This window comes from uncultured Pontibacter sp. (genome assembly GCF_947495565.1).
GTDB lineage: Bacteria > Bacteroidota > Bacteroidia > Cytophagales > Hymenobacteraceae > Pontibacter.
Genome location: NZ_CANLZM010000003.1, coordinates 163,243 through 175,933 on the forward strand (window position 1 = coordinate 163,243; position 12,691 = coordinate 175,933).

The following is a 12,691-nucleotide window of genomic DNA, read 5'->3' on the forward strand; positions in this document are numbered from 1 at the left end:
GCACAAACAGCTACTTCAAAAAAGTAGCTGTTTGTGTTTGCCGGCACCCATACTTTCAAATATTCTTGGGGCATAGTAGAGGGCCACATTGATACCTACAAACTGCTGAAAAACCGAAAGCAGTATACCGATGATGATAATAGTTCTGCCGTAAGAGAGGAGTTTGCCGGAATGGTGCTCCACAGTGCTTTTGATATCAGTAAATATCCTTTTGGCAGCCTCAGGCCCGTTTATCTTTTTCAGTATCTTCATTGCCTCTTCATCTCTGCCTGCCATACTTAAATAGCGTGGCGTTTCGGGCACAAAAAATAGCAGAATACCAAACAGCCCTGCCGGAATGGCCTCTGAAAGAAACATTCTGCGCCAGCCTACTTCGTTGATCCATTCAATAGATTGGCCGCTGGAAATTCCCCAATTTACAAAGTATACCACCAGCATACCGAAGATGATGGCAAACTGATTTAGTGAAACCAAACGGCCTCTCAGGTTGGCCGGAGCTATTTCGCCGATGTAAACCGGACTTACTGCAGAGGCCAAGCCTACGCCTATGCCTCCAATTATCCTGTAGAAGTTAAACATGTAGAGCAAGCCCATCGTTGGCTCACTCTGGTTAAAGAACAGAGCCTCTGGGTAAGCAGACCCTAAGGCAGACAGAAAAAATAGCACTGGCGCTATAAGCAGCGTCTTCTTGCGGCCTAAACCAGACGCAAAGAAGCCTGAGATGGCTCCGCCTATAATGCAGCCGATTAAGGCGCTGGAGATTGTGGCTCCGTGCACCCAGGTGCTGAGCCCCAGCCCATCTATCAGGTAGTTCTGAACTGATTTCTCAGCGCCCGAGATAACCGCTGTGTCATACCCGAAAAGTAAGCCGCCTAAAGTAGCGATCAGGGTGATTCCGGCAATGTAGGGGAGGTTGTGCCCCGCTGTTTCTGTCTCGTTCTTACTCATGATGTTCAGGATAAATGGTTAAAGAACTTTGTTTCTCAGATGTAGCGGTTGATCAGGTTCTCCAGGTACTCCTGGCGTCCGCTTCTCACCTCGGGCTCTCCCTTTTCGGCAGCATAATTGCGCAGGTCCTCCAGGCTCAGTTTGCCTTCCTCGTACTCTTTGCCTTTGCCGCTGTCAAAAGAGGCGTAGCGCTCCTCCCGAACCTTTTTATAGTCTGAGTTCTCCAGGATGTTGTCTGCCGTGATCAGGGCGCGGGCAAAAGTGTCGGCACCACCGATGTGGGCGTAGAACAAGTCCGCTGGGTCTGTTGAGTTTCTTCTGATCTTTGCATCAAAGTTGATACCGCCACCCTGCACACCTCCTGCTTCCAAAAACACCAGCATGGCCTCTGTCAGCTCGGTGATGTTGTTCGGAAACTGGTCGGTATCCCAGCCGTTCTGGTAATCCCCGCGGTTGGCATCAATAGAGCCCAGCAAACCGGCATCGGCGGCTACCTGCAGTTCATGCTGAAACGTATGGCCTGCCAGCGTGGCGTGGTTTACCTCAATGTTGATCTTAAAGTCGTCCAGCAGGTCGTACTGGCGAAGGAAGCCAATCACAGTGGCCGCGTCGTAGTCGTACTGATGCGTGGTCGGCTCCATTGGCTTCGGTTCTATAAAGAACGTGCCTTTAAAGCCCTGCTTGCGAGCGTAGTCCTTGGCCGTGTGCAGAAACTTGGCGAAGTGTTCCTGCTCGCGCTTCATGTTTGTGTTCAGCAAGGTCATGTAGCCTTCGCGGCCACCCCAGAACACATAGTTCTCGCCGTTCAAGGCGATGGTGGCGTCGAGTGCGGCCTTCACCTGAGCTGCGGCGTGCGTCAGCACATGGAAGTCTGGGTTGGTGGAGGCACCATTCATGTAGCGGCTGTGCGAGAACACGTTGGCCGTGCCCCACAGCAGCTTTATGCCTGTTTCCTGCTGCTTCTGCTGTGCATACTCCACCATAGTCTGCAGCCTTCTCTCGTTCTCAGTAATGTCGTTGGTATAATCCACCACATCCACGTCATGGAAGCAGTAGTAAGGCATGCCGATCTTGGTGATGAACTCGAACGCAGCATCCATCTTATCCTTCGCCCGGGCAATAGGGTCAGACTTCGTGTTCCACGGGAAATGAAGTGTAGGCCCACCAAACGGATCAGAACCATCAGCATTAAAAGAGTGCCAGTAAGCCACGGCAAAGCGCAGGTGCTCTTACTTCTTGCCCGCCACCACGCGGTTCTCATCGTACCAGCGGTACGCCAGCGGGTTGTCCGACTCAAGCCCTTCAAACTTTATCTTATCAATCCCTTTAAAATATTCTGTTTGTGTTAAGGTATGGCTTGCCATAAGGTCAAATGGTTATATGGATGTTAAACTTCGTGTAGTTGTTTTTCAAGCAGCGCTTTCCACTCCTGGTAAACCGGCTCGTACTGGCTTACCGCATTGGGCTCTACTATCTGTAGCTTTTCACTGTTGGTAAAGGCCTCCTCTTCAGATTTAAAAGCCCTTACGCCGATACCTGCACCCAGCGCCGCACCCACGCTGCCGTCGTTGCGGTAAAGCTCAACTGGCACGTGCGTGGCGTTCAAAAAGGCTTCTGTAAAAGTGTCGCTCAGGAAGAGGTTGGCTTTGCCTGCCCGAATAATATTAGGGTTCATGCCATTCTCGCGCATGATGTCAAGGCCGTAGCGGAAGGCGAAGGCTATGCCCTCCTGCACTGCCCGGAATAAATGTGCCTTGGTATGGGTGTTCAGGTCGATGTGGTGGAAATGCGTGCCGACAATTTTATTGTTAAGCATACGCTCGGCGCCGTTGCCAAACGGTAAAACACGCAGACCATTACTGCCTATGGCTATCTTTTCCGCCATCTCATTCATGTCGGCATAGGTAATGCCCGTACCTGCAATATCCTTTATCCAGCGGTTAATGCTACCTGTGCCGTTGATGCATAAAAGCACACCCAGGCGCTTCTGGTTTCGGGTGTAATTAACATGGGCAAACGTGTTAACCCGCGATTGCGGATCAAAAACCAGTTTGTCGCTTATCCCATAAATTACCCCCGAAGTACCTGCCGTGGCAGCAACCTCACCGGGTTTTAGCACATTAAGCGAGAGCGCGTTGTTAGGCTGATCTCCGGATTTGTAGGTAACAGGTATGCCTGCCACCAGCCCGAGCGCATCTGCCACGCCTTTTTCTACGGTGCCGTGCTCTGAGAAAACAGGGTTGATTTGTGGGAAAAGCGATTTGTTGAAGTTGTAGTACTGAAGTATGTCCTTGGAAAGCTGCTCATCCTGAAAATCCCAAAATACACCTTCTGACAGGGAGGATATGCTGGTGGTGATGCTACCGGTAAGTCTCATGCCCACATAATCGCTGTAAAAAATGCAGTAATAAATCATAACTGTTGGGGTAGTGCTACAGTTTTCTTAGTACTACTTACCCCTCCTCCAGACTCAAAGCTAACTTTGCGTTTGCATGAATGGTGTTGGATCTTGTCCGCAATCTACTTAAAAAGGGCTTTGCATTGCCGCAAAGTCCTTTTTAAGCTATTTCAAGTATAAGCAGTTGCTGCAAAGGCCGCGTAGATTTTAGTATCTGCGCGGCCTTTGTATTTATAAACCATAGAAACTCTCTTTCCTGCATCTATGCCCTTAAGTTTCGAAAGCTGGTGTTTCGAAAGAAATAGAAATATCGCTTAGCTTGATTCTTCTCTGTATATATGTGTTGCTCCTGTATTGATATCACTGTTTCTTTTTTTGCTCTTTAAATGAAATAAATCAGGTGCTTAGCTGCAATAATTGTTGGCTAAAATAATCAGTTTACCAATGTTGTGCTGCATTCATACATGTGAGCAATCGCTTATTTATATATTTTTTATTATTTCGTTTCATTATTAAATAATTATCTATACTTTTATTTCGAAACAGTTAGTAAGTAATCAATTTATCTATTTGCCCTGTGAGTAATAAGAATACAAAGAGAAGCAACGTGTCGAATTTTAATCGCTCTCAATTAGTAAAGGAACTGGAGCGGGAGGAAAATGTGTGGGATGTTATTGTAATTGGAGGCGGGGCAACAGGGTTGGGTGTGGCTGTGGATGCGGCATCTAGGGGTTTCAAGACTGTGCTGCTGGAGCAGAGTGATTTTGCAAAAGGCACATCCAGCAGAAGCACAAAGCTGGTGCACGGAGGTGTGCGTTACCTGGCACAGGGCGATGTAAGCCTTGTTTATGAAGCGTTGCATGAAAGAGGCTTGTTGATAAAAAATGCGCCTCACCTGGTAAGCGAGCAGCCATTTATTATCCCGAACTACAGCTGGTGGAACAAAATGTTTTACGGTTTAGGGTTAAAGGTGTATGACTGGATGGCGGGCAGGTATAGGCTGCAGAAAACCTCACTTCTGGATAAGGAAACAGTTGCCCGCCTTTTGCCAAACGTGCGGAAGAAAGGTCTGAAAGGTGGTGTAGAATATTTCGACGGACAGTTTGATGATGCAAGGTTGGCTGTAAATATAGCTCAGACATGTGTAGAGCAAGGCGGAGTGGTGCTGAACTATATGAAAGTGGATGGGTTGGTGAAAAACCACCAGGGAGAGGTGGCAGGAGTTTTGGCGCTTGATGTAGAGACTGGCCGCAAGTATAAATTACATGCCAAGGCGGTTGTAAACGCAACTGGCGTTTTTGTAAACAATGTACTGCAAATGGATGCCCCTAGCCAGCAGCCGCTAGTGCGGCCAAGCCAAGGGGTGCACGTAGTGGTAAACCGCTCTTTCCTGGACGGGGAGAATGCTCTGATGCTACCTAAAACCCCTGACGGACGCGTGCTGTTTGCTGTGCCATGGCACGGACACGTGCTGTTAGGAACAACAGATACACCACTTGAGAACCCTAGCTTAGAACCAACAGCGCTAGAGGCTGAAATAGACTTTATACTTCAAACGGCCGGGCAGTACCTGGAGCGCAAGCCAACCAGAAAAGATGTGTTAAGCGTATTTGCCGGGCTACGCCCGCTGGCGGCTCCTCTCAAGAATGCGAGCAGTACCAAAGAAATCTCTCGGAGCCATAAACTGCTGGTTGCCAAATCAGGCTTAATTACCATAACAGGCGGTAAATGGACCACTTACCGAAAAATGGCAGAAGATACTATAGACAAAGCTATTGCTGTGGCAGGCTTGCCCAGGCGCTCCTGTGTAACGGCAAACCTGCAGATTCACGGTGCTATAAATAAAAAAAACAATATATTCGGGTCTTTAAGCATCTACGGGGCTGATGCCGAGGAAATAAACCTGCTCATTGCAGACAACCCGGAATTAGGTGTAAAACTGCACAAAGAATATCCTTACATGTATGCAGAAGTAGTTTGGGCAGTGCGACACGAGATGGCCAGGACAGTAGAAGACGTGCTGGCTAGAAGGCTGCGCGTGCTGTTCCTGAATGCCAAAGCGGCGATAGAAATGGCGCCTCAGGTAGCTGCGCTTATGGCTGCCGAGTTAGGCACTGACGAAGAATGGCAGCAAAAGCAAGTCGATGTCTTTACAGCGCTCGCCAACAACTATCTCCTGGAGCCTCTCAAAAAGATGGCGCCTGCAGCAGTTAGCCAAGATTAACCATACAATGCAAACCTATGGAGAAATTTATACTTGCTTTTGATCAGGGTACTACCAGTTCCAGAGCCATTATATTTAATCATGCTGGTGCTATTGTGTCTGTTGCCCAGAAAGAGTTTACTCAACTATACCCTCAGCCAGGTTGGGTAGAGCACAACCCTAATGAAATATGGTCTACACAGGTAGGAGTAGCAGCAGAATCCATCTTGAAAGCAGGGCTTCAGGCAAAGGATATTCAGGCCATCGGAATCACCAACCAAAGAGAAACTACTGTTGTTTGGGATAGGCATACAGGCGAGGTTGTACACAACGCCATTGTGTGGCAAGACCGACGTACTGCTGCATACTGCGATCAGCTGAAAGACCAGGGGCTGGAGCCGCTTATCAGAGAGAAAACAGGGCTGGTGCTCGATGCTTATTTCTCTGCCACCAAAATAAAATGGATTCTCGACAATGTGCCTGGAGCCAGAGAGAAAGCCGAATGCGGTAGTTTAATCTTCGGAACAATAGACACTTGGCTTATCTGGAAGATGACCGGCGGCAACAAGCATGTTACGGATGTTACCAACGCCTCCCGCACCTTGCTTTACAACATCCATACCCTTGCATGGGACGAAGACCTGCTGCACCTTTTTGGCATCCCGGCCAGCATGCTCCCTCAGGTAAAAGCATCCAGCGAGGTAGTCGGCCATACATCCAATTCTCTTTTCTCCACTCAAATACCCATCGCAGGCATTGCCGGCGACCAACAGGCTGCCTTGTTCGGACAAATGTGCACTAAACCGGGTATGGTGAAAAACACCTATGGTACAGGGTGTTTTATGCTGATGAACATCGGAGAGAAACCAATAATATCTGAGCACAGGCTGGTAACAACCGTTGCCTGGCAAATACAGGGCCAGGTGCATTACGCGCTGGAAGGAAGCATTTTTATAGCCGGCGCAGTAGTACAGTGGCTACGGGACGGGTTAGGTGTAATAGCAACTTCTGAGGAAGTAGAGCATTTGGCCAAAAAGGTAGCCGGAAGTGATGGCGTATACTTGGTGCCGGCATTTGTGGGCATGGGAGCGCCGCACTGGGACCAGCATGCACGCGGCACCATGGTGGGCATAACCAGAGGGACAACCTCTGCGCATATAGCCAGGGCAGCATTAGAAAGTATAGCTTACCAGACCTACGAGGTGTTAAAAGCCATGGAGGCAGACGCCGGAATCACTATCAAAGAATTGCGGGCTGATGGCGGGGCTACCGAAAACGACTTGCTCATGCAGTTTCAAGCAGACATACTTGGAGCCCGGGTGATAAAACCAGAGGTAACAGAGGTTACAGCCATTGGTGCTGCTTATCTGGCAGGGTTGGCAACAGGCTATTGGGGCAGTGTTGAGGAGATACAGCAGCAGTGGACTGTCAGTAAAAGTTTTCAGCCAAGTGCAAGCCTGTCTTCAGATGATCTTCTAAAAGGTTGGCACAAGGCCGTGAAGGCGGCAAAAGCCTGGGTGTAATCATGGACGCTAAAGCTAAAGTATAAATATGTCAGCGTTTTCAGCCGAGTTTATTGGAACCATGCTTTTGATCCTGATGGGCAACGGTGTGGTAGCGAATGTTGTCTTGAAGGGCACCAAAGGGAGTAACGGCGGGTGGATTGTGATCACCACAGGCTGGGCGCTATCTGTGTTTACAGGGGTTGTTATTGCGGCGCCTTATAGCGGAGCCCACCTTAACCCTGCCGTGACATTGGCACTCGCACTGGCTGGCAAATTCAGTTGGCAGGGCGTTGGGTTGTATGTACTGGCTCAGTTGCTGGGTGCCATGGTGGGTGCTTTGCTGGTGTGGCTGCTATACAGGCCTCATTTCGATGCTACCGAGGATGCGCCTTCGCAGCTCGCGGTGTTCTGCACAGGCCCTGCCATCAGACATCGGTTTTCAAATATATTCAGCGAGGCCCTGGGCACCTTTGTCTTGATCTTCGTGATCTTTTATTTCACAAATCCAGAGTTGGGAGATCAGAAAACACCTATTGGCATGGGCTCATTAGGGGCAATTCCAGTGGCTTTTCTAGTATGGGCGATAGGTTTATCATTAGGCGGAACAACCGGTTACGCCATTAATCCTGCCCGCGACCTTGGGCCGAGAATTATTCACTCGCTTATGCCTATTAAAAATAAATGTTCCAGTGACTGGAGCTATGCCTGGGTGCCGGTGGTGGGGCCTTTGCTGGGTGCAGGTATTGGCGCTGCGCTATATATGTTACTAAAAAGTTAAGTCTGGGTTGGCAGTGCCAGTTTGTTTAAAGCTTTTATAGTTTTGTATCTGAAATAGGTTTTGGGTTAAATCGAAATGAATAATAACCTGCCGAAACTTATGTAATGGTAAGTATGAAAACTGAAAGCAACATGCAAGTGCCGCCTCTTTGCCAACTAGGCACCAGAAAGCTTACTTGTTTCATCATTTTACCATAATACTATACTTTATATGAAGCTTATTTCTCCTGCTCAGCATACAGATAGGTTGCCTTTAGAACGGATTGATCCGGAGTATAAACGCTTGCGGTTTCAGGTTTTCCTGGGGATTTTTATTGGGTATGCCGGCTATTACCTGGTGCGTAAAAACTTCTCACTTGTAATGCCCGACCTGATTGCGCAGGGGTATTCTAAATCAGATTTAGGTATTGCCTTGTCTGGTGTTTCTGTTGCCTATGGCTTAAGCAAGTTTCTGATGGGCAATGTTTCCGACAGAAGTAATGCACGGGTGTTTCTAAGTGTTGGCCTTCTGCTCTCGGCGCTCACCATGATTATGATGGGCACAGTGCCAGTTGCTACCAGTTCTATTGCCATCATGTTTGTGCTGCTGTTCTTGAATGGTTGGTTTCAGGGTATGGGCTGGCCTCCTTGCGGGAGAGTAATGGTGCACTGGTTCTCCACAAAAGAGCGAGGCACGAAAATGTCGGTTTGGAACATTGCGCATAATATAGGAGGCGGTTTGGTGGGGCCTCTGGCAATAGCTGCCGTAGCGCTTTTTGGTACATGGGAGAGTAAGTTATACTTCCCTGGCATGATCGCCCTGCTCTCCGCCATGATCACATACATGTTAGTGCGGGATACGCCACAATCCTGCGGCCTGCCTACCATCGAAGAGTATAAAAACGACTACCCAAGCAATTATACATCAGATCATGAAAAGGAGCTGTCAGCGAAGGAGATCCTGTTTAAGTATGTATTAACCAGCCGTGTGCTGTGGTACATCGCATTTGCCAACGCCTTTGTATACTTAGTGCGCTACGGCATCCTGGACTGGGCACCAACCTACCTGGAAGAGGCGAAAGGCTTTTCTGTGAAAGAAACAGGCTGGGCATACTTTGCCTACGAGTATGCTGGCATACCTGGCACGCTGCTCTGCGGCTGGATCAGCGACAAGGTTTTCAGAGGCCGGCGCGCTCCTGCAACAATCATTTACATGGTGCTGGTGCTGGTGGCGGTTTTAGTGTACTGGAAAAACCCGGCAGGCAACATTTGGGTCGATAACATGGCCTTGATAGCCATAGGATTCCTGATTTACGGACCTGTTATGCTCATTGGCGTGCAGGCGCTGGATCTGGTGCCAAAGAAAGCTGCCGGCACAGCGGCGGGCCTTACAGGGTTATTCGGCTACATGGGCGGGGCTTTGTTTGCCAACATTGCTATGGGCTTTGTAGTGGACGCATGGGGCTGGGATGGTGGATTTATAGTGTTAGTGGCCGCCTGTGTGCTCGCTATTTTCTTTACTGCCCTCACCTGGAACAAGGAGACTAAACATTACAACCTAAATAAAATCAGCTAAATAAAGCTCTTGTCACATGAGAAAACATTTACCACTATCCTCAAAGGGGCGGCGCCAAATAAGTCGGGCAGCAATGCTCTCCTTGTGCCTCTGTTTAACAGGGCCCACGTTTACAACAGAATTAGCTGCAACTCCTTTGTCTGATAGGCTCGCGCAGGGCGAGAGAATAGAGGTTAGCGGAACCGTTTTGGATGATACGGATGGAATTCCACTACCCGGAGTGTCTATTGCTGCAAACGGCACCCCTGTAGGGGTAACCAATCAGGATGGTAAGTTTCAGCTCAGTGTTGAAAAGGGGGCAGTGCTTTCATTCTCCTACATTGGCTATAGGCCTGGGAGTGTAACTGTTAATCAGCCTAATGGTAACATTAGCGTTAGGCTAAAGACTGATAACCAGCAGCTTTCTGAGGTGGTAGTAACAGCTCTTGGCATTAAGCGTGAGGAGAAGGCGCTCGGTTATGCCACTACTACAGTGCAGGGTGAGGCATTAACGCAAGCAACGCCAAATAACTGGACCGATGCACTTTCTGGAAAAGTCGCAGGTTTGAACATGATCAAATCAGGAGGAGGCCCTGGTGGTTCTAACAAAATAATTCTGCGTGGCGAGAATTCTTTGGCTGGGGATAGTGAGGCTCTTATAGTAATTGACGGCGTTGTAACAGGAGGCAGTAACCGTCAAACCGGTACAGGTAGTAGTGCCTATCTTCAATCGGAGTCACCTGTTGACTTCGGCTCCGGCCTGAACGACATTAACCCGGATGATATTGAATCTGTTTCTGTGTTGAAAGGCCCTGGAGCAACGGCGTTATATGGAGCAAGAGGAGCTAACGGTGCAATTATAATAACAACAAAGTCAGGAACAAAGAGGCAAAAGGGAATTGGAGTTACTATCAACTCAAACACTTCTATAGAAACAATTTCGAGATGGCCTGATTACCAATATGAGTTTGGGCAAGGTACAAATGGTGCCAACTACTACTCATTTTTGAACACTGAGGACGGTGCCAGCACCCGAAGCACTAGTTCTGCCTGGGGGCCTAGGTTTGATGGTCAAATGTTCTACCAATACGACCCAGAGACTCGTACCACAGGGGCTGTGAGAACACCATGGGTGCCTTACGAAAACAACCGGAAGGACTTCTTCCAGACAGGTAAAACATTCACTAACAGTGTTACTTTAGATGGTGCAAATGATAAAACATCGGTGCGCTTCTCATTAACGAACCTGAAGAATGATTGGATAATACCTAATACAGGCTATAACAGAAATACTGTAGCACTGTCTGCAGGGCATAATGTTACAGATAAGCTAAGAATCTCAACCAAGGTTAACTATACCAATAAGTACACGGATAATCTTCCTTCAACGGGTTACAACAACCAGTCTTTGATGTACTGGCTGATGTTTCAAGTACCTAATGCTGACTTAAATTGGCTAAAACAATACTGGGAGCCAGGGCAAGAAGGGATTGTACAAAATTACCCATTCAGTAGCTTAGTGGACAATCCTTACCTGATCACTTATGAAATGCTGAATAAATCAAACCGAAACACAGTAACTGGTAATGTTCAGGCTACTTATGACTTTAATCAGGATCTGAGTTTAATGGTAAGAACGGCCATTGATTTTTCTTATGAAGCACGATCTCAGCAGCGCCCTAAAGACACAGAGAAGTTCAAGGAAGGTATGTTTTGGACGCAGAACATATTCTCGCAAGAGCTGAACAGTGATTTCCTGCTCCGGTACGGAAAAGCGATAGGCGATAAGTTCGACTTTAGTATTTCTGCAGGAGGTAGCAGAATGACTAACCGCTATAACAGGGATCAAACAAGAGCAAACCGTTTATTGTACCCTAATGTGTTCAATTTTGCAAACAGTGCCGATGTTTTACTAGCTTATCCATACCGTAGTGAGTATGCTGTTAACTCCTTGTACGCATTAGGAACCTTTAGCTATAATGAATGGCTTTTCCTTGACCTGACTGCTAGGCAAGACTGGACGAGTACATTGGCTACTCCTGGAATAGATAGGAGTCTTGGCTTCTTTTACCCTTCTGCTAGTGTAAGCACCATTGTTTCAGAGCTAGTACGAATGCCCTCTTTTATCACCTTTGCTAAACTAAGAGGATCTTTTGCTGAAGTGGGCAGTGGTACTACCAGACCTTACCAGACAGCTTTTACCTATGCCACACAAGTGGGTTTCCCGGGAGGCTTGTCTAACCCTAGTGCGATAGCTAACCCTAACTTAAGGCCTCTGCGCACGCAAAGTTTAGAGTTCGGTGCCGATTTACGCTTCTTTAACAACAGGTTGGGAGTGGATGTGTCGGTATACCAGAACAATACCTTTGATCAAATACTGAGTGTACCCATTGACAGGGCTTCTGGCTATAGTGCCGCCATCCTGAACGCAGGGGAAGTGCAGAATAAAGGTATAGAGGTACAGGCAAACGCTTCCCCTTTCAAAAATAAAGAAGGACTTACATGGAAGGTCACAGGTACTTTTTCCGCAAACCGGAATAAAGTAGTTGAGCTTGCTGACAGCCTAGACACCTACCAGATGCAGCGCGGTCCTGGTGGCCGTGGGTCAGTAGAAGCCCGGCCGGGTGCTACTATGGGGGATATTTATGGCCGCGGCTACCTGAGGTCTCCAGACGGACAAATTATCTATGAAAACGGATACCCTGTGCTAGGTGATGAAATGATCCTTTTAGGTAATACAATGCCAAAGTGGAAGGCAGGCATAGGTAATCAGTTTAACTTCAAACAATTCGGCTTCAATATTTTATTTGATGGATCTTTCGGAGCAAAAGCATATTCACTTACGCATGCTGTGTTAGCTGATGCAGGAAAGCTTGAAAAGACAATACCTGGGCGCTACAATGGCATTATCGGTAACGGGGTAATAGCAAATGGAGACGGGTCTTACCGCCCTAACGATGTCATTGCAGAAGATATCTGGACTTATTACAACAGGCATTTTGGTCGTGATAATGTGGAGGGAAACCTATTTAGTACCGACTATATCAAACTACGTGAAGTACGCCTCGACTACCGCTTGCCTTCTAATCTGCTAAGCCGCCTGAAGCTACAGAAGGCATCAATTGGAGTGTATGGCCGCGACTTATTTATGTGGACCCACTGGCCTGCCTTTGACCCAGAGTTTGGCACCCTGAATGATGGTACTATCGATGCCGGTTTTGAGCTTGGTCAGTTCCCGGCAACCAGAACTATGGGGGTAAATTTAACTATTGGAATCTAAGACTTTAAGCACTTACAAGTTACAAGAATGAAAAAGATAAAATTAA

The 12,691-nt window shown here is 47.9% G+C and carries 7 protein-coding genes and 1 pseudogene; 5 read left to right on the top strand and 3 right to left on the bottom strand.

What is annotated here, in order from left to right:
• Positions 1-15 precede the first annotated feature (15 nt).
• From Q1B04_RS05380 to Q1B04_RS05390, 3 genes and pseudogenes are all read right to left on the bottom strand, one after another.
• Entirely contained in the window at positions 16-948 is a 933-nt protein-coding gene (locus Q1B04_RS05380; protein ID WP_299756505.1) for a sugar porter family MFS transporter, read from the bottom strand.
• Positions 949-983: 35 nt separating this feature from the next.
• Positions 984-2,312: pseudogene (gene xylA / locus Q1B04_RS05385) on the bottom strand (xylose isomerase).
• A gap of 23 nt (positions 2,313-2,335) precedes the next feature.
• The gene (locus tag Q1B04_RS05390; protein ID WP_299756508.1) at positions 2,336-3,364 is read right to left on the bottom strand and encodes an FGGY family carbohydrate kinase; all 1,029 of its coding nucleotides are present in this window, start codon (positions 3,362-3,364) and stop codon (positions 2,336-2,338) included.
• 589 nt (positions 3,365-3,953) lie between these two features.
• Between Q1B04_RS05390 and Q1B04_RS05395 the strand changes: the two genes are divergently transcribed.
• From Q1B04_RS05395 to Q1B04_RS05415, 5 genes are all read left to right on the top strand, one after another.
• The gene (locus tag Q1B04_RS05395; RefSeq protein WP_299756510.1) at positions 3,954-5,570 is read left to right on the top strand and encodes a glycerol-3-phosphate dehydrogenase/oxidase; all 1,617 of its coding nucleotides are present in this window, start codon (positions 3,954-3,956) and stop codon (positions 5,568-5,570) included.
• A gap of 17 nt (positions 5,571-5,587) precedes the next feature.
• Complete coding sequence (gene glpK, locus Q1B04_RS05400; protein ID WP_299756512.1) at positions 5,588-7,072, top strand: glycerol kinase GlpK; 1,485 nt, start codon at positions 5,588-5,590, stop codon at positions 7,070-7,072.
• Positions 7,073-7,100: 28 nt separating this feature from the next.
• Positions 7,101-7,832, top strand: a complete 732-nt coding sequence (locus Q1B04_RS05405; RefSeq protein WP_299756515.1) for an MIP/aquaporin family protein — start codon at positions 7,101-7,103, stop codon at positions 7,830-7,832.
• Between the two features lie 210 nt (positions 7,833-8,042).
• Entirely contained in the window at positions 8,043-9,386 is a 1,344-nt protein-coding gene (gene glpT / locus Q1B04_RS05410; protein ID WP_299756517.1) for a glycerol-3-phosphate transporter, read from the top strand.
• Between the two features lie 136 nt (positions 9,387-9,522).
• Positions 9,523-12,645: a SusC/RagA family TonB-linked outer membrane protein gene (locus tag Q1B04_RS05415; RefSeq protein ID WP_299756519.1), complete on the top strand. Its 3,123-nt coding sequence runs from the start codon at positions 9,523-9,525 to the stop codon at positions 12,643-12,645.
• Positions 12,646-12,691: the final 46 nt, after the last annotated feature.